General features: G+C 51.3%; 20 protein-coding genes. All 20 read right to left on the bottom strand.

Annotated features, from left to right (window positions below; translation table 11 throughout):
• Nucleotides 1-37: 37 nt before the first annotated feature.
• A complete protein-coding gene (locus LOS79_RS05845) occupies nt 38-505 on the bottom strand; it encodes a flagellar basal body-associated FliL family protein (protein WP_315416974.1) in 468 nt (155 codons plus the stop codon).
• Nucleotides 502-726, bottom strand: coding sequence for a flagellar FlbD family protein (locus tag LOS79_RS05840; RefSeq protein ID WP_315416972.1), 225 nt, complete (start codon nt 724-726; stop codon nt 502-504). Before LOS79_RS05840 ends, LOS79_RS05845 begins: the two co-directional genes overlap by 4 nt.
• A gap of 117 nt (nt 727-843) precedes the next feature.
• Nucleotides 844-1662, bottom strand: a complete 819-nt coding sequence (flgG, locus tag LOS79_RS05835; protein ID WP_315416971.1) for a flagellar basal body rod protein FlgG — start codon at nt 1660-1662, stop codon at nt 844-846.
• Between the two features lie 122 nt (nt 1663-1784).
• On the bottom strand, nt 1785-2168 hold the full coding sequence (locus LOS79_RS05830; protein ID WP_315416970.1) for a TIGR02530 family flagellar biosynthesis protein: 384 nt from the start codon (nt 2166-2168) through the stop codon (nt 1785-1787).
• Nucleotides 2165-2647 (bottom strand): flagellar hook assembly protein FlgD, encoded by a 483-nt coding sequence (gene flgD, locus LOS79_RS05825; protein WP_315416968.1) that lies wholly within the window; start codon nt 2645-2647, stop codon nt 2165-2167. Before flgD ends, LOS79_RS05830 begins: the two co-directional genes overlap by 4 nt.
• A 28-nt stretch (nt 2648-2675) precedes the next feature.
• Nucleotides 2676-4163 (bottom strand): flagellar hook-length control protein FliK, encoded by a 1488-nt coding sequence (locus LOS79_RS05820; RefSeq protein WP_315416967.1) that lies wholly within the window; start codon nt 4161-4163, stop codon nt 2676-2678.
• Between the two features lie 22 nt (nt 4164-4185).
• Entirely contained in the window at nt 4186-5139 is a 954-nt protein-coding gene (locus LOS79_RS05815) for a MotE family protein (RefSeq protein ID WP_315416964.1), read from the bottom strand.
• A 19-nt stretch (nt 5140-5158) separates the two neighbouring features.
• Entirely contained in the window at nt 5159-5602 is a 444-nt protein-coding gene (fliJ, locus tag LOS79_RS05810) for a flagellar export protein FliJ (RefSeq protein ID WP_315416963.1), read from the bottom strand.
• Nucleotides 5603-5608: 6 nt separating this feature from the next.
• Nucleotides 5609-6922 (bottom strand): flagellar protein export ATPase FliI, encoded by a 1314-nt coding sequence (gene fliI, locus LOS79_RS05805; protein ID WP_315422016.1) that lies wholly within the window; start codon nt 6920-6922, stop codon nt 5609-5611.
• Nucleotides 6915-7763, bottom strand: coding sequence for a FliH/SctL family protein (locus tag LOS79_RS05800; RefSeq protein WP_315416961.1), 849 nt, complete (start codon nt 7761-7763; stop codon nt 6915-6917). Before LOS79_RS05800 ends, fliI begins: the two co-directional genes overlap by 8 nt.
• Nucleotides 7756-8772 carry a flagellar motor switch protein FliG gene (fliG, locus tag LOS79_RS05795; protein ID WP_315416960.1) on the bottom strand — a complete coding sequence of 339 codons (1017 nt, stop codon included), beginning with the start codon at nt 8770-8772 and terminating at the stop codon, nt 7756-7758. The genes LOS79_RS05800 and fliG overlap by 8 nt, the downstream gene beginning before the upstream one ends.
• A gap of 4 nt (nt 8773-8776) precedes the next feature.
• A complete protein-coding gene (gene fliF / locus LOS79_RS05790; protein ID WP_315416958.1) occupies nt 8777-10363 on the bottom strand; it encodes a flagellar basal-body MS-ring/collar protein FliF in 1587 nt (528 codons plus the stop codon).
• 34 nt (nt 10364-10397) lie between these two features.
• Nucleotides 10398-10706, bottom strand: coding sequence for a flagellar hook-basal body complex protein FliE (gene fliE, locus LOS79_RS05785; RefSeq protein WP_315416957.1), 309 nt, complete (start codon nt 10704-10706; stop codon nt 10398-10400).
• 27 nt (nt 10707-10733) lie between these two features.
• Nucleotides 10734-11183 (bottom strand): flagellar basal body rod protein FlgC, encoded by a 450-nt coding sequence (flgC, locus tag LOS79_RS05780; protein WP_315416956.1) that lies wholly within the window; start codon nt 11181-11183, stop codon nt 10734-10736.
• A gap of 6 nt (nt 11184-11189) precedes the next feature.
• On the bottom strand, nt 11190-11597 hold the full coding sequence (gene flgB, locus LOS79_RS05775; protein WP_315416954.1) for a flagellar basal body rod protein FlgB: 408 nt from the start codon (nt 11595-11597) through the stop codon (nt 11190-11192).
• Nucleotides 11598-11973: 376 nt separating this feature from the next.
• On the bottom strand, nt 11974-13374 hold the full coding sequence (hslU, locus tag LOS79_RS05770) for an ATP-dependent protease ATPase subunit HslU (protein ID WP_315416952.1): 1401 nt from the start codon (nt 13372-13374) through the stop codon (nt 11974-11976).
• 33 nt (nt 13375-13407) lie between these two features.
• The gene (gene hslV, locus LOS79_RS05765) at nt 13408-13950 is read right to left on the bottom strand and encodes an ATP-dependent protease subunit HslV (protein ID WP_315416951.1); all 543 of its coding nucleotides are present in this window, start codon (nt 13948-13950) and stop codon (nt 13408-13410) included.
• A 30-nt stretch (nt 13951-13980) separates the two neighbouring features.
• Complete coding sequence (gene trmFO / locus LOS79_RS05760) at nt 13981-15360, bottom strand: FADH(2)-oxidizing methylenetetrahydrofolate--tRNA-(uracil(54)-C(5))-methyltransferase TrmFO (RefSeq protein WP_315416950.1); 1380 nt, start codon at nt 15358-15360, stop codon at nt 13981-13983.
• Nucleotides 15361-15382: 22 nt separating this feature from the next.
• Nucleotides 15383-17479 (bottom strand): type I DNA topoisomerase, encoded by a 2097-nt coding sequence (topA, locus tag LOS79_RS05755; protein WP_315416948.1) that lies wholly within the window; start codon nt 17477-17479, stop codon nt 15383-15385.
• A 101-nt stretch (nt 17480-17580) separates the two neighbouring features.
• Nucleotides 17581-18699: a DNA-processing protein DprA gene (dprA, locus tag LOS79_RS05750; protein WP_315416947.1), complete on the bottom strand. Its 1119-nt coding sequence runs from the start codon at nt 18697-18699 to the stop codon at nt 17581-17583.
• Between the last annotated feature and the right edge of the window lie 106 nt (nt 18700-18805).

Here is an 18805-nt window from a genome sequence, read left to right as displayed (position 1 = left end):
CAATCACCCCCCCATCAAAGAATTAACCCGCCAGCAGCTACATTGGTGCCAAGATGAAGTTGGTGACCTCAATCTGTGTAAGCTTGCCTTCAGTCAAGGTCTTGCTGATTATATTGACCAGCTTGCTGGTCAATTGATCCTTGCCGTTCGCCCCGTTCAGCTCTTCCGGCTTGGTATCCGCAAGTGCCTTGATAATCAGCGGTTTGATTTTGATCTCTTTAATTTTTTCGAATTCTTCCTTGGCCTTGGCAGTATCCAGCTGGAATGCGAAGTTTATTGAAACGATATAATCGGGGTCAGCAAGATTAGTTTTGATATCCGTGATTTCAGCCGTCAGCTCGACGATTTCATCCGCACTGAGCCTGTTGGCTTCCACACTTTCCACAGCCTGATTCACACTGTTCGCGTCACTGGGGAAAAATCTGTCCATTAATAAAAATGCGGCAACTACTATCAGTGTAATCGCCAGTAAAATCGTAATGAGCCACGGCAGCATCTTCTTCATGAAAGCTCCTCCATCGACTGGACTTTAATGGTGGCAGCATGTGTGCCTATGTCCCTGTTGTATTCCTTGATTTTGCTAATGACTTCATCCGCCTTCTCGAGCACAATCAGCCTTTTGCCGGTTACAAGTGTAATGTATGTATCCGGAGATTCCTCAACCATTTCAACCAGCAGGGCATTCAGCCACATCGCCGCCCCGTTCAATCTTGTTACCGAAATCATAACAGGCCTCCTAACAAAAAATAGGGGGAGGAGTTCCCCCCCACGACTGGAAATAACTTGTCCGCAAAAGGCAAAACATTATAACAGCAAGTCTATAATTAAATTATATCTTTAAACTTAACGCTTCAGGTTGACAACTTCCTGCAGCACTTCATCGGAAGTTGTAATAATCCGCGAGTTCGCCTGGAATCCGCGCTGGGTGACGATCATTTCTGTGAATTCACTGGTCAGATCCACATTGGACATTTCCAGCTGGCCGGCAACGATTGAACCCGTACCTACCTCTGCATTATTGGCTGTAGTCGGCTCCAGTTCTCCTTCAGCATTGGCGTTAAGCGACATGCGGTACAGGTTGCCGCCGATTTTCTCAAGGCCCTGCGGATTGCTGACTTTACCTACACCGATCTGTACACCCGGCACTGTGGTTCCATCAGCCATCGTCTGTACAATTGTACCGTCACTGGAGATAGAGAAGGCAGTAACATCGTCAGCCAATTGAATAATTTCACCGTCGGAATCCAGAACATGCAAACCGTCTGAAGTAATGAGGTTACGGCTGGAGTCGGTATGGAAATCCCCGGCGCGTGTCAGGAACGGCGTCTCCTGATCGCCGGTAAGCTTCACCAGAAAGAAGCCATCACCGTCAATACGAAGATCGGTAGGATTGTTGGTAGTCATTGCGCTGCCCGCCAGATGCATCGTATCCACGGAGCCGATACTCACACCGAGACCGATTTGCTTGGCGTTGACCCCGCCTGCTCCACCCTCTACCGGTGCTGTAACACCGGATACCGTCTGGCTCATGATGTCCTTAAACATTACACGTCCTGATTTGAAGCCGACAGTGTTAACATTGGCAATGTTGTTACCGATAACATCCAGTTTAGTCTGGAATCCGCGCATACCTGAAACACCTGAATACATTGATCTTAACATTGTGAATTGTCCTCCCCGATTTAGAGTCATCTGACTCTTTAAATAGAATAATGGAACCTTGGAATTATGGCCGCGTCAGTCGGTCGGCGGTCATTCCGGCTTTCCAGTTAGGACCGGCCGGTTCATGAAATAATTACTGCACTGTCAATCTGTGTGAACACATTATCCTTCATTGAGTTTCCGTCCATAGCAGTAACCACAGTACGGTTCGCTACGCTGACGATCAATGCCATATCCTTCATGAGGATTAAGGACTCTTTGCTGCCCTTGGCAGCAGCTTTGTCTACAGCTGATGAGATTTGATCCAATTGGCGGCTGCCCAGTTCGATCCCGCGCTGCTCCAGCCGTTTCGCCGCATGATTGCTGAACTTCAGCATGTTCTTCTGCAGCACGCTCTCAAATGAAGCTTCATTAGCTGCAACGTTCTTAGCTGCCTGCTGGCGCTGAAGCGCCGAAGGATGCATACTGGCCGGATATAACTGGCCTACTGTCAGTCTGTCGCTCATGAGGCCGCCCCGCTCTCCCCGTCAGCTGCACTGCTGCTGCCGGCTGCTGCTTCAGCAGAGGCGTTCTGGATTTGTGTAATATCGGTTAGAGCAATCCGCTCTTTACCCACAACAGCATATTGTACACCATTGCTTACTACAATCGACTCAACATTTCCTGATTTCGGTAGTTTGGTCTCTGCATCTGTCCAGGTAATATCTTTGCCGATAAGACCGGACACTGAGCCGAGTGACTGATTGAGTGCCGTGAGCTGGGTCGAAATGTTCATTAGCTGCTCTACAGAAGAGAACTGGGCCATCTGAGCAATGAACTCTTTATCCTCCATTGGCTGCATCGGGTCCTGGTTCTGGAGCTGGGTAATCAGAATTTTCAGGAACTGATCCTTGCCCAGTGTCGAGCTGCCGGTTGTCTTCGGAGTAGAAGAAGTATTCGCTACATAATTCCATTGATTGCTTGTTGATACCGGAGTTGTTGCCATTTCATATCACCTCGCTTGTCCTTATCAATTAAGCCTTGGCTGAGAATCCGCCATTTTGCAGATTAGCCTGCTGTCTTTCCATAGCCCAGTCTTTCCATTCCCCGTTCAGCTCTGCGGCAAGCAGCGCATCACCGGAGTCTTCCTGGCGTTCTCTCGAACGTCTGCCCTGCTGTTGTTGTCCGCCTGTTCCGGCTTGCTGTCCCTGCTGTCCTGTCCATTGCGACTGCGGGGAAGAGCTATTCTGGGTTACTTCAAGCTTCTCCACCTGAAGCCCTTGGGCTTGCAGTGCCATACGGAGCTGATTCATCTGCTGCTCCAGAATATCCTTCGTTCCATTGTGCTGAGTCAGGAACTGGGCAACAAGGTTACCATTTTGCATTGTAATCTTTACATCAACTTGTCCCAGGTTCTCCGGGAACAATGTAATTGTAGCTTCTGCCACTCCGCCTTTTTTGACGATTTCCAGTCTGCCGCTGATGAAGCTGCTCATTTCCTGGGCAAATTGCTGGACCGGCACAGGTGCGGCTTCCGCTTTGAGCGGTGCTGTTATTCCGTGTCTGAGTGAAAGCTGACCTGCGGTCACAACTTCAGATTCACCGGTTGGTGCTTTGGCAGCGGGGAATGCTTCTTCCGGATCCCCTGCTGTCTTCGTTGCTGCAGCTAATCCAGTGGTTACAAGCTCTGGAGACTCCTCAGGCTTGATTACTGCCGTTCCTGCTGCCACAGAGGCTTGTGCGCTCTTATCAGTCTGGACTGCAGCCTGCAGAAGAGTACGGACCTCTGAAACTGCATTGCCTTTAACAGCTGTTTCCGGCTTATTGTCTGCAATTGCTGTCTGCTTAACTGAAAATACGGATTCCTCAGCCTTTGAAGCTTTTGACTGTGTTTTACTGCCGGCAGGTGCACTCTCAGCCAGAATTGCCGAGAATTGATTCAGCAGGGCAGCTCCTTTAGCAGCCGTCTCTTCATTTCCGCTGGCAGCAGCATCCTGGATCAGCCCGACCAGGCTGTTCAGTTCATCCTGTACGGCGAACCGCAGGGTGTCTGCGCTTTGAGCAAGCGGGGACAAACCGGCTGTCACTGCAGCTGTATTTCCTTCTGCTCCATCCTCTTGAACGGCGGCATTGCCCCCGGACAACAAGGCAGCGGTTTGAAGCAGCCATCCCTGAAGTGCAGCAAGCAGTGCAGGATCGGCTTCCAGACTGGTATCCAGTGCCTCCATATCCCGGGCAAGCCCCTCCAGCAGATCACCTTTTTTCACATCAGCAGCTCCTGTATCCCCTTCTGCAGTCTGAGCTGCACTTAAGAGGCCTTGTAACAAGGACGCCAGATTGCCAAGGACAGGTGTCTCTGTGCCCTTTGCAGCAGCACCAGCAGTGCCTGTCATACTTTGAACCAGCGTCGCTGCAAATCCTGCAGCTGAGCCGGCAGCTGGTGTTCCGTTTGTTCCGGCAGCAGTGCTGCTGCCATTAGCAGACAAATTGCCTGCAGTTAATGTTTGCATAATTAAACTCATCTTTTTCACCTCCCTTCAAGTGCTATTTTCCGCCCATCAGACGGTTGACGATCTTGGCAGTTAAGGCGCTGTCGTTCTTCGTCATCTCGCCCAGTATGGAGGAGCGGACACTGTCACTGACTGTATTCAGAACAGTAATGACCTTATCCGGGCTAATCGTGTACATTGACCCTAACAGTGTAGCCGCTTCTGCCGCCGGCATAGAGGTAAACGTCTGGCTCAGCTTCTGTTGATCCAGGTTGGCGGAAGAGGCAGCCGCAGTCGTTCCGGCCTCATCCTGTTTCAGGCGTGATTGAAGGGCTGCAATAGCCATATCGGTTGAATTTGTTGTTTCCTTTAGCTTTATAGAGACATCCGCAGCTTTTTTAGGATCCATTTTTTCCAGAATAGCCATTTTGCTTGAATTGCTCATTACACTAAAGATTTGCACCATCTCATCAGTAGTTAAATTCTCCATAATCGGTGCTGCTTTGGAAGCCTTCATCCCCGCATACAGCTTAGCCAGGTCAGTAACCTGCTTCAGATAAGGATCCTCTTCTTCCGGAAGAGCCGCTTCTGCCGCCGCTGCTTCTGTCTTCATATTGTCGATCTGCTTTTGCAGCGCTTCGGCCTTAGTTGCTTCATTTGCCTTCTCTGCTTCCGCCTGCTTCAGCTGCTCTCCCTGCGCAGCCAGCTGCGCCTTGAGCTCTTTGATGGTGCTTTCGGAGCTGGCAGCCTGCTCTTCGCTCTCCGTCTGCGGGTTCTCCGTTTTCTCCCCGGCTGCTTCCGGGTCCGGAGCCGGATCAGGAACCCACTTTTCCACGAAGGGAATTTTGTTCGCAACCTCAAGCACATTATTACGGATATCCATATTGAATAGGGTCAACAGTACCCCTAGCAGGACAAGCGTGAAGATGATCGGAATCATCAAGAACAAGAAACGCTCAAATTTCCCTGCGGACCCTTCATTGTCAAGTTCCATTTCATTGTTTGCCACTAGCGGAAACCTCCCGGACTCAGAGGGATTTCATCGCGAAGCGGACGGTAGCCATCTCATCCAGTTCGTTTTGTTCCCGTAAACTCATATTCTGCAGAAAAGCGGTTTGTGCCTTATCTTTGGCTTTGAGCCAGACCTTCTCATCAAGCACCTTGGTGCTGAGATGATCCTGCTTGCTCTGAACCTCCATGTGCGCCCGGCTGATATCCGAATGCTTGCGGGCAATGCATTTATCCAGGTAATCCACATAATCCTGCATCTCCCGCAGCTTGGCCATAGGCGACTTCTGTTCGGCCGCGGCTTGCAGGGACGACATCAGTGTGCTGCGCTGCATAATTAATTCATCAAGACTTCTTTCCTGTGCCTGCAGTTCTCCGAGCGCGCTTGAGAGCATCCACTCTGCCTGTGTTTTTTCGTTACCCTTCAAGTCCACCACTTTTTGAAAAGTATAATGGAATCTCATGATCAATCAACTCCTCGAGAACTGTGAAATTAATGACTGCTGCACTTCGCTAAGGGTTACCTTCTCGTTCACTTTTTGCTTGGTGAAATCCCAGATGCTGTCGATATAATGCATGGATTCGTCAATCTGTGCGTTGGAGCCTCTCTGGTAGGCACCGATGTTGATAAGATCCTCAGAATCCTTGTAGACCGCCATAAGGCGCTTCACATTCTCGGCTGCGGCAATTTGCTCCTCCGGGGCTATGTCCTTCATGACACGGCTGATGCTTGCGAGCACGTCGATGGCCGGGAAATGGCCTTTATTGGCGATATTACGGTTAAGGACGATATGTCCGTCGAGAATACCGCGTACGGCATCGGCAATCGGCTCATTCATATCATCACCATCAACCAGCACAGTGTAAAAAGCGGTGATGGAGCCCGTCGGCCCCGTCCCGGCCCGTTCAAGCAGCTTCGGCAGGCTGGCGAATACTGAAGGTGTATATCCTCTCATCGCCGGCGGCTCGCCTACGGCCAGTCCCACTTCACGCTGGGCCATGGCATAGCGGGTAACCGAGTCCATCATCAGCATCACATTCAGTCCGCGGTCGCGGAAGTATTCTGCAATCGTGGTGGCGATCAGGGCACCCTTGATCCGGATCAGCGCCGGCTGATCGGATGTAGCGACGATGACCACCGAACGCTGGAGGCCTTCCGGCCCCAGATCACGCTCAATGAAATCAAGCACCTCTCTGCCCCGTTCCCCGATCAGCGCGATTACGTTCACGTCTGCTGAGGTGTTACGGGCAATCATCCCCATCAGCGTGCTCTTCCCCACACCCGAACCTGCGAATATCCCCACCCGCTGCCCTTTCCCGATCGTCAGCAGGCCGTCAATGGCTCTGACCCCAATGCTGATCGGCTCGGCTACCCGGGGACGGTTAAGCGGATTGGACGGGATATTGAAGGTCGAGCTATGCGGCATACGGGCAGGGATCAGGGAGCCGTCCAGCGGCTGTCCCAGCCCGTCCAGCACCTTGCCGAGCAGCTCCGAGCCCACCTGCACACTCAGCGGCTTGCCTGTGCCCACTACATCACAGCCGGGCCCGATAGCCTGAAGCTCACCAAGCGGCATCAGCAGCACCTTATTGTCACGGAATCCGACAACCTCTGCCTGCAGCGGCTTGTTTCCCTTCGCGGGATAGATATAACAGACATCACCGATACTGGCATCCGGCCCTTCCGACTCCACCATGAGGCCGATAACCTGGGTTACTTTGCCGTTTATCCGGACCGGGTCAAAATTACGCAGATGATCTTTGTATCTCCCGCTGTCAAGCATGCTCTTCCCCATTTCTGTGGTCGCCTTCATCCAGAGCAATTCTCAGCAGTTCCTTCTTAATCTCGGCCAGCTGGGTGTCCACACGCGCATCGATACTTCCGAAGGAAGACCTGATCACACAGCCCAGATCCTTGACCGTCGAATCGGGAAGAATCTGCAGTTCAGCCTGAGAATCCACCACCAGTGAGAGCTCTTCCCTGGCGGCATTAATGAAAGTGAACTGCGCCGGGGAGACGCATAATGAGATTAACCCCTGCTCGCGTTTGCGGGCCAGGTTCTTACGGATCAGATCCATTGCAAATTGCGGCTCGACCGTCAGCTGCTTATCGACGATCTTCTCGGCAATATCACAGCTGAGCTCCACCAGGAAGGGTTCAGCCTCCTGAATGATAACATCCCGGGCCCGGTATGCTTCCTGAAGCACGGTCCGTGCTTCCTCCATCATCTCCGCGAGCCGCCGGGACATTTCCTGCTCGGCATGGGCAATGCCCTCCTGATATCCGAGCTGGAACCCTTCAGCTTTGACTGCTTCAACCAAATGCTCATCCTGCTCCCTGCGGAGCCGCCACCACTCTTCCGCTTCCGTCCGCGCCGATTCCATAATATTCTCAGCTTCCTGGGATGCGTTCCGGACTTGTCCCTCAGCGAATTCCTGAGCATCCTTCAGCATCTGTTTGCGTGCCTGCTCCGCCGCTTCTTTGGCCGGGTCCTGATAATGGGCCTCGCCCGGCGCTTCTTCAGGAGCAGGTTCTTCGTCCAGGCCAGCATAATGTCTGGCCTGCTCCAGCCGCTTCAGCACATCTACCGGAACATACTCAGAATATTTGATCAGCTTAGACAATGATGTCATCTCCTCCGCCACGGGCGATGATAATTTCACCAGACTCTTCCAGTCTGCGGATCGTGCCTACAATGCGGGTCTGCGCCTCTTCAACATCACGCAGCCGCACAGGTCCCATATACTCCATTTCCTCGCGGAAGGTCTCGGCCATACGCTTTGACATATTGCGGAAGATAACATCCCGCACTTCCTCGCTGGCCACCTTGAGCGCCAGCTGCAGATCCGCATTCTCGATATCCTTGATAATGCGCTGGATCGAACGGTTGTCCACGTTGACGATATCCTCGAAGACAAACATCCGTTTTTTGATTTCTTCGGCAAGCTCCGGATCCTGAATCTCCAGGGAGTCGAGGATTGTCCGTTCTGTCCCCCGGTCAACCCCGTTCAGAATCTGTACAATCGACTCAATACCGCCTGCATTGGTGTAATCCTGGGTAACGGTAGCCGATAGCTTCTGCTCCAGAACACGTTCAATTTGCGTCACAACCTCCGGAGAGGTGCTGTCCATAATCGCTATTCTTCTTGCCACCTCAGCCTGCTTCTCCTGAGGCAGGGAAGACAGGATGGAGGCCGCTTGTTCAAACTGCAGATAGGAGAGTACAAGGGCTATAGTCTGGACATTCTCGTTCTGGATAAAGTTGAGAATCTGGTTCGGATCCGCCTTGCGGGCGAAATCGAACGGCCGCACCTGCAAGGTTGCGGTCAGGCGGTTAATGACTTCCATCGCCTTGGTTGAACCAAGCGCTTTCTCGAGAATCTCTTTGGCATAATTGATACCGCCCTGCGAGATATATTCCTGCGCGAGACAGATCTGATGGAATTCGGACATAATCGATTCTTTCTCCACGCTGTCCACCTTACGGACATTCGCAATCTCCAGAGTCAGCTGCTCGATCTCCTCATCCCGCAAATGCTTGAATATTTGCGCAGATACTTCAGGTCCTAGTGTGATAAGCAGGATCGCCGCCTTTTGACGGCCGCTAAGTCCCTGCTGGCTAGCTTTTGCCATTCCTTCACCTCTGTTCTTCAGCGAGCCATGTACGCAGCAGATTTACGAATTCATCCGGCTTTTTCTTGGCCAGACTTTCCAGCTGCTTGCGGACCTGGCTTTCATTCGTCACACTTTCCAGATTAATCGACGGGAATTCTGTTGGAACCTGCAGCGGAATATCTTCTTCCACTTCTTCTTCCTTACTCTTACGGCTGCGGTAGATCAGATAACCTCCGCCGGCACCCGCCAGCAGCGCTGCTCCGCCAATAGCCCAGATCATCCAGCTGGCCAGACCGCCGGATGCGGCCGCAGCAGCTGTACTGCCGAATGGCTGTGAGTACACCAGCACTTTTTTGGCAAGATCAGCATCGGTATATGTGTTTCCTGAATCCGCCAGTGAAGCACGGACGATATTGACCAGAATGTTCTGGATAGCCGCTGAAGTGGCATCATCCAAAGTTGTTTGTCCTGTAGGTGGTTCAACCGCGACATTAATGGTTAAATCTTTAACAGTATATGGGCTTGCAATGATATCCTTTGTAATCCGGTTTACTTCGAAATTCCGCGTTTCTGATGATTCCTCTGAAGATGAGGCGCCAGAGTCAGTCCCCGCAGGATATCCCGAGACATCTTGCGAACCCGTTCCCGCAACCCCTCCAGTCGTATTTCCCTGACCCGAGTACGTATTGCTTATAATCTGCGAGCTGATTTCAATTCCTTTCATATTCTCCGCATCCACAGGCAATACGAGATCTTCCTGCCGGTTTTCTTTATCGAAATTAAGCTTGGAGAATACCAGGACATCGACCTTATCAGGACCCGTCAGCGTACTCAGAAACTGCTTCACATCTTTTTTGACATCTTCTTCAAACTTCTTCTGCAAAGCGAAATTCTCTTCCACCTGGCTCGACGTACCCGCTTGCCCGCCCCTTGCGGTCGGCGTCAATTCGACCTCATTATTAGTAATTGTAATGTTGTCAATTGGTAAATTCGGTACGGCGGTCTTCACAAGATTGAAGTATCCGTCGATATTATCCTGTGTAGGTCTAAATCCGGGATTGAAGGTCAGCACCACTGAAGCCAGCGCCTTCTCCTGATTCTCCTGTGCAACAAACACAGTTTCCTTCGGCAGGGTAATCAGAACCTTAACATCTTTAATCCCCTGCATTCTTCTCATCAGCTGCTCAACTTCGCCGTTCAGGGCGTTGTTGTACTTCACATTGAATTCATTGTCCGTAGTGCCGATCATCGAAGAGGATTGATCAAATACTTTGTACCCGATGGAGCCTTCCTGTACGATCCCCTGCGAACCAATAGCTATCTTAATGCGCGCAGCATCAGTGCTGGGTACTGAAATGCTCTTGCCATCCGGGCTTAACCGGTAAGAGATCCCCGATGTATCCAAATAACTCATGACTCCTGCTGAATCGGTACTGTCCAGATCCTGAAAAGCAACTTCATATTCTGTCTTAGATAACTGCGTAGTTACAACTACGATTACTATTATGATGATAAACAGAGTGGAGAAAAATAATATTTTCTGTTTACCGCTGAATCTGTTCCAGTACTGGGTAACCTTTTCCCGGTACTGGGCCAATCTTTCATTCACAGTGTCACCCCATCCGAAACGTAGCTAGGATTATTTAGATTTGAGTTCTCATAATTTCCTGATAGGCTTCAATCACTTTGTTCCGGACTTGTGTAGTCAGCTGCAAACTCAGCAATGCCTGTTGGGAGGAAATCATAGCTTCATCAATATTGACCTCTCCCAAAACAAATTTGTTACTCATTTCCTTAGCCTGCTGTTCCTGCTCAGCAACCTGGTTAAGGGCATTCTCGAGATAAGAGCCAAAGCTTTGTCCCGATCCCTGGACGGCTGACGATTCGGCAGCTGCGGATTTCATGGCCAGAGGCTGAACAGCCTGGGTACCGATCAATAAATTCTGTATCAATTGTTAACCCCCTAAAAGTCAATTCAATCAGCGGCCGATTTCAAGCGCCTTGGTGACCATGGCCTTCGACGCGTTAAGCATCGTGACATTCGCTTCATAAGAACGTGAGGCAGACAGCATATCGACCATCTCCTTCGTAACATCCACATTCGGCATGTACACGTATCCGTCAGCATCCGCATCAGGATGGCTCGGATTGTACACTGGCTTCAGCGGGGAAGCATCTTCAATGATCGAGCTCACCTTGACGCCATCCGTGCTGCCGGCGTTCATTTTTGCATTCAGCATATCCGAAAAGCTGTCCCGCTGCTCAGTTTCGAGTACGACGAGCTTCCGGCGGTACGGTACGGCTTTGCCGTCCACCACAGACGCTCTGGTTGTCTCGGCATTGGCGATATTGGAGGAGATTACGTCCATCCGCAGGCGCTGGGCGGTTAAAGCCGAGGCGCTGATTCCAAAGCTGCTACCAAAGTTCATAATTCATTACCCTCCCTGCACAACTGTACGCATCATTGTAATCTGACTGTTCAACTGCTCAACATAAGAATTGTACCTGAGCTGGTTCTCGGCGCTGAGCGCCTGTTCGCGGTCCATATCCACATTATTGTCATTGTTGTTCATTGAGGTTGTTCCATCTGTTGTGACAACAGCAGCCGGCACAGCGGACACTGCTCCGAATTGGAAATGGCGGGAATCAGATACTCTCGCAGCCAGTGTTGGTTTTATTCCACTCTCCTGCTGTTTCAGGAAACTCTCAAAACTGACATCCGAGCGTTTGAAGTTCGGCGTATCCGCATTTGCTACGTTATTAGCCAGAACACTTTGTCGTTTGGTGGCAGCATTAAGGCCTCCCTGCAATCTTTGAAAACTGACACTGTTCAGCAAACCCATGGTGATCCCCCTTCCAAACCTATCATAATGAAAAGAATTCCACAACTTCTTCCGAATTCCTGCTTGTTTCGACAAAAAAAGCTAATTTATTCATAGTTTTGTCGACGACAGGTCGAAAGGTGTCGATATATACTTCAAATGTCAATCTCGCATACTATGATTCTCTTAGAATTTGTATATTATTACAATAAGAAATAAGCCCTATCTTTTCTGAAAAGAGAGGGCTTAAAGCATGATTTTACAACTTTTTACCTTTTTTGTGACATTTTATTCCTTTATATTGAATATTTTACCACTTAATGCATGAATTTCGAATTAAATTTGCATAGCAATAATTCGATATACCTATATTCAAAATTTTTAGCTGTCTGTCGCATTAAAGGATATATTGGCTTAAGTCGCGGTCCTGCGCGATTCCTGCCAACTTTTCGCGAACATACTCCGGTGTAATCACCATTGTCTCCAATGTAAGCTCCGGCGCTTCGAAGGAGAGGTCCTCCAGCAGCTTCTCCAGAATCGTGTGCAGGCGCCGTGCCCCGATATTCTCCATATTCTGGTTAACCGAAGCCGCTATTTTGGCAATCTCGTGGATGGCTTCCTTCTGGAACTGGATTTCAATGTTCTCCGTCTGCAGCAAATGGACGTACTGCTTAGTCAGCGCGTTCTTCGGCTCAGTCAGAATGGACACGAAATCCTCAAGCGTAAGGCTGCTCAGCTCCACACGGATCGGGAAACGGCCCTGAAGCTCAGGAATCAGGTCGGAAGGCTTAGCGATGTGAAAAGCTCCAGCGGCGATGAAAAGCACATAATCCGTCTTCACAGGCCCGTATTTGGTCATGATGGTTGAGCCCTCAACGATCGGCAGAATATCACGCTGCACACCTTCACGGGATACATCCGGCCCCGAGCCTTTGCCTTGGCTGGCCACCTTGTCGATCTCGTCAATGAAAATAATCCCGGACTGCTCGGCACGCGCTATCGACTCCTGAATCATATCATCTGTATCAATCAGCTTGGCTGCTTCATCCTGAATCAGTACTTTACGCGCTTCCCGGATCGGAAGCTTGCGCTTCTTGGTCCGCTTCGGCAGCAGATTGCCGAACATTTCCTGCATGTTCATGCCCATCTGGTCGTTGCCCTGTCCGGCAAACATATCCATCATCGACGGGGTAGTATCCTCCACATCGATCTCAATGATATCGTCTTCGAGCTGGCCGGCCAGCAGCTTGAACTTAATGCCTCTGCGCCGCTCGCTCAGGCTTCCGTCCTCTGCTTCCTCCTTGGTATCCTCATTGCTTCCGTTGTTACCGCCGAAAATCATCTCGAACGGATTGCGCTGCGCTTTGCCTTTCGCAGCAGAAGGGACGAGAATGGCTACAATCCGCTCATTGGCAAGCTCTTCGGCCCGGTCCTTCACCTTCTCGGTGCGTTCAAGCTTGACCATACGGATGGAAGTCTCCACCAGATCGCGGACCATGGATTCAACATCACGGCCTACATATCCGACTTCAGTAAATTTGGTAGCCTCCACTTTGATGAACGGGGCATGCACAAGCTTGGCCAGGCGCCGGGCAATCTCTGTTTTGCCGACCCCCGTAGGACCAATCATCAGAATATTCTTGGGCACAACCTCATCCTGCAGCTCCTCCGATAAAAGACTGCGCCGGTACCGGTTGCGGAGCGCAACCGCCACGGACTTCTTGGCCTGCTTCTGGCCAACGATATATTTATCAAGCTCTGCTACGATCTGGCGGGGTGTAAGCGATTGATTCACCATTGTGACTTCCTCCCTCTTTCTATGGCACCATGCCTATAATTGTTCAACAATAATATTGGAGTTTGTGTATACACAAATCTCAGAAGCAATCTGCAGCGCTTCCCGGGCAATCTCCGCTGCCTCCAGATGGGCTGCATGGCGTTTCAGTGCGCGTCCGGAGGCCAGGGCGAAATTCCCGCCGGAGCCAATGGCCAGCACATCATCATCCGGCTCGATAATTTCACCATTTCCCGAGATGAGCAGCATACCCTGCTTATCCATGACAATCATCAGCGCCTCAAGCTTGCGCAGGATCCGGTCCTGGCGCCAGTCCTTGGCCAGTTCTACCGCAGCCCGCTGCAGATTGCCGTGATGCTCCTCCAGCTTGCCTTCAAACTTCTCAAATAATGTAATCGCGTCGGATACGGAACCTGCAAAACCGGCAATCACTTGACCTCTGTACAGCCGGCGGACCTTCTTCGCCGTCGTCTTCATAATGACACTTTCTCCGAATGTAACCTGGCCGTCGCCGGCGATTGCCGCATGGCCGTTATGTCTTACCGCACAAATCGTTGTCGCATGAAAGCTGGGTAACATGATTTAGGACACCTCCAGGTGTGATAGTGTTTATTGCGTCGGACTATCCGCAGCCACCGGCTCTGCTTCTGAGACTTCAGGCTCCTTGTAAGCCAGGCCTTTGGCAGCAGCATAAGCAGCCAGGCTGTCCAGGGCGCGGTAAGCCAGACGTTCATTTTTGTCCTTCTTGCTGCGGAATCTGGTTTCAAGCTTTGGCAAGAGTCCAAAGTTGGCATTCATCGGCTGGAAATGCTCCGGGTCTGCCGAAGTAATATAGGCCGGCATACTGCCGAGCACAGTCTCTTCCGGGAAGATAAGCCCTTCTTCTCCCAGCGCAGCTCTGGCGGCGTTCATCCCGGCAATCATGCCCGAAGCCGCAGATTCGACGTAGCCTTCAACACCCGTCATCTGGCCCGCGAAGAACAGTCTTTCCTGTCCCTTCATCTGATAGGTCGGAAGCAGGAGCTTCGGAGAGTTAATGAAGGTATTCCGGTGCATTACCCCATAGCGGACATATTCAGCGTTCTCCAGGCCGGGAATAAGCGAGAACACGCGTTTTTGCTCCCCCCACTTTAGATGGGTCTGGAATCCGACCAGATTGTACAGCGTACCTGCAGCGTTGTCCTGACGGAGCTGCACAACCGCGTAAGGCAGTTTGCCGGTATGCGGATTCATCAGGCCCACAGGCTTCATGGGACCGAACAATGCCGTCTGCTTGCCGCGCTTCATCATAATTTCAATCGGCATACAGCCTTCAAAGTAAATCTCTTTCTCGAAATCTTTCAGCGCAGCCGTCTCGGCCGATACCAGCGCATCATAAAAAACATCAAATTCCTCTTCCGTCATCGGACAGTTCAGGTAAGCGGCTTCGCCCTTGTCATAACGGGAGGCCAGGTACACCTTCCCCATATCGATGCTGTCCTTCTCCACAATCGGGGCAGCAGCATCATAGAAGTAGAAATACTCTTCGCCAAGCAGCCCTTTAATCTCGGAAGACAAGGCCGGGGAGGTCAGCGGGCCGGTAGCAATGACTACAATCCCTTCCTCCGGTATATGCGTAAGTTCTTCATTTATGACTTCAACCAGCGGATGATTATGCAGCATCGATGTAATCTCCCCGGAGAATCCGTCACGGTCTACGGCCAGTGCGCCGCCGGCAGGCACTGCGTGGCGGTCTGCTGCTCCAAGCACAAGCGAATCGAGGCGCCGCATTTCTTCCTTGAGTACCCCCACTGCATTACCCAGGCCATTCGCGCGCAGAGAGTTGCTGCAGACCAGCTCGGCGAATTGATCCGTATGATGGGCCGGTGTCTTCACCACCGGACGCATCTCGTATAATCTGACCGGAACACCGCGCGAGGCGATCTGCCAGGCGGCTTCGCTGCCGGCAAGTCCGGCGCCAATTACGGTTACTTTAGCTGTTTCTGTCAATTCCTTTTCCTCCTGTGAACAATTATTCTGCTAATTCTTCGTTGTCCAGCACAGCCTCGGTATGATCACAAGAGGTGCACTGCAGCTTCACGCCTTGCTTGTTGCGCTTCTCTACCATCCATGAGCCGCAAGCCGGACAAGGCTTGACAGATGGCCGGTCCCAGGACACAAAGTCGCATTCCGGATAATGATCGCAGCCGTAGAAGACACGCCCCTTCTTGCTGCGGCGCTCTACAACCTTGCCCTCATGACACTGCGGACAGGTGACACCAATATCCTTGATGATCGGCTTCGTATTGCGGCAGTCCGGGAAGCCCGAGCAGGCCAGGAACTTGCCGAAACGGCCCAGCTTATAGACCATTGGCTTACCGCATTTCTCGCACAGCTCATCAGAGACCTCATCTTTAATCTCAATTTCCTTCATTTCTTCTTCCGCATGGAGCAGCCGTTTCTCAAAGGATTCATAGAACTCGGCGAGCACCTTTACCCAATCCTCGGAGCCTTCTTCCACATGGTCAAGATCCCCTTCCATATGGGCTGTGAATTCCACATCAAGAATCTCCGGGAAAAACTCTTCCATCTGCTCTATGATCAGCTCTCCGAGCTCGGTAGGCATAAATTTCTTCTCTTCAATAGCTACATATCCGCGTTTTTGGATCGTTTCCAGCGTAGGCGCATACGTACTTGGACGGCCTATACCCAGCTCTTCAAGCGTCTTAACCAGGCGTGCTTCCGTATATCTCGGCGGCGGCTGGGTGAAATGCTGCTTCGGCTCGATATCCTGTTTAATCAGTTCATCTCCCGCCTTTAGCGGCGGCAGATACTTATCTTCATCCGTCGTGCCGTCATCATTGCCTTCCACATAGACCTTCATGAACCCCGGGAAGGACACCTTGGAGCCGACAGCACGGAAAATTGCAGTGTCTGCTGTAATATCCACAGAAAGTGTATCAAGCAGGGCGGATGACATTTGACTGGAGATAAAACGTTCCCAGATCAGCTTATACAGGCGGAGCTGGTCGCGGCTCATAAATTCCTTCACGAGCTCAGGCTCACGGAGCGCCGAGGTCGGGCGGATCGCTTCATGCGCATCCTGGGCACCGGCAGCTTTCTTGGAATATTGCCGCGGAGACTCCGGAACAAATTTCTCACCGTATTTGGCGAGGATCAGCTCTTTCGCTTCATCCTGCGCGGTTACAGACAGCCGGGTAGAGTCTGTACGCATATAGGTAATTAAACCGACGGTGCCCTCTTTCCCCAGCTCAACACCTTCATAGAGCTGCTGGGCTACAGACATCGTTTTGGACGCGCGGAAGCCCAGCTTACGCGCAGCCTCCTGCTGCAGTGAGCTTGTCGTAAACGGAGCGGACGGATGACGCTGCCTCTCCTTCTCTTTTACCTCATGAACCTTGAAGGCGGCATTCCTGATCGCTTCCAGCACTTCCTGAACATCGCTTTCCTGGTTCAATTCCTTCTTATTACCGTTCAGCTTATGGAACTTGGCCTCGAATACAGAGTCGCGGATCGCCAGCTTTGCGGTAATGCTCCAATATTCCACCGGTACAAAAGCCGAGATTTCGTTCTCACGGTCCATAACAATCTTCACCGCAACCGATTGCACCCGGCCGGCGGATAAGCCCTTTTTGACTTTCTTCCATAATAGGGGGCTAATCTTGTATCCCACCAGCCGGTCCAGAATCCGCCGGGCCTGCTGGGCGTTGACCAGATCCATATTAATTTTGCGCGGTGTCTTAAATGCATCCTTAACAGCCTGCTTCGTGATTTCATTAAAAACTACCCGGCACTCCTGGGTATTGTCCAGATTCAGCGCATTCGCCAAATGCCAGGCAATAGCTTCCCCTTCACGGTCCGGGTCAGCTGCGAGATAGACTTTTTTCACTTTTTTGCTGGCATCCTTGAGTTCCTTCAATATAGAACCCTTACCGCGGATCGTTATATATTTGGGGCTGAAATCATTCTCCACTTCTACACCGATCTGACTTTTCGGCAAATCAATAATATGCCCCATTGAGGCCTTCACAATATATTTACTGCCCAGATATTTCCCGATTGTTTTCGCTTTTGATGGTGATTCTACAATAACCAGCGCATCTGCCATAGGTTTTCCTCCCGAAATTTTGTAAGCAAATGTCTTCATGAATCCGCTGTTATAACCGGATTGGGACTCAAGAACCTATGCTTTACACAATACCTTCTATATTAAATTACCTTATAAATTGCACCCGGCAATTGTGTTACCGCTTTTTTTATGATTAAAGATAACAGAACTGAATGCAAATGTCCAAAATCCCACCTCGTAGATCCCAGTAGCTCATCGAGGGAAAAAGGGCCTTGATGCAGTATATGGTAAAGGTGCAGCTCCTCACTTGTCAATTTCTTTTCAATTTGCCCGTCACCGGATTGCCCTGCCAAACCGTCCGCTGAGGACTCTTTCAGCCCCTTCGCAGGCAGATAAGATACGTATTCTTCCATAATATCTGCCGCTCCGGTTACAAGCTTAGCGCCTTGCTTAATCAGCTCCAGCGCTCCTCTGCTTTTGGGTGAGGTCAACGGACCTGGAACCGCAAACACATCCCTTCCCGCTTCAAGTGCTGCGTCAGCTGTAATCAGCGAGCCGCTGCGCAGATCTGCTTCCACAACTACGGTTCCGAGCGACAACCCGGCAATGATGCGGTTGCGCTGCGGGAATAGTCCCGGGTGGCTCGGCGTACCCAGCGGATACTCGCTTATTACCAGCCCGGCACGTGCAATCTGCCGCTCCAGCTCCCTGTTTTCCGGCGGATAGACCTTATCCAGACCAGTGGCTACTACTGCTATGGTGCTTCCGGGTCCGGCCAGCGCCGCTTCGTGGCAGATGCTGTCAATTCCCCGGGCCAGCCCGCTCACCACTGTAAGCCCCCCCGCACTCAATTCTTCTGCCAGCATCTCCCCTACCTTGCGTCCATAGGCTGTGGGCACACGGGTACCGACCATTGCTACCGAAGGGCGGGAGGCCAGCGCAAGCCGGCCGCGGTAATACAGGACCCATGGCGGCTGGGCCGTTTCCTTCAGCTGGGCCGGGTAGTCTTCATCCAGAATCGTCACCATTGCAGCACCGCTTTCTTCCATTAAAGAGCGCCGTTTTCGAATCCATGATTCGTCAAAATCAGCAGCGAGCTTTGCTGACATTTTTCCGCTGATTCCAGCCTTCCCCCAATCCTCCGCACTGCAGGAAAAGACTTCATTCGTCAAAAATCCCGCCTTGCATATCCTGTCGATACTTTTCCAGCCAATACCTTCCATTTCATTCAGGCCGAACAACAGTTCCCGGTTATCCATAAGTATTCGCTCCTATGCGGAAGGGCAGTCCTTCCTTAGTGGGTATGCCATATAAACACAAAAAGCAACCTTTCACCCCGGATTCCGGAATAAAAGGTTGCTTACC

This window comes from Paenibacillus sp. MMS20-IR301, assembly GCF_032302195.1.
In the GTDB taxonomy this organism is placed as follows: Bacteria; Bacillota; Bacilli; order Paenibacillales; family Paenibacillaceae; genus Paenibacillus_AQ.
Note: the sequence above shows the minus strand (reverse complement) of the source record. Positions and strands in the feature narration are given on the sequence as shown.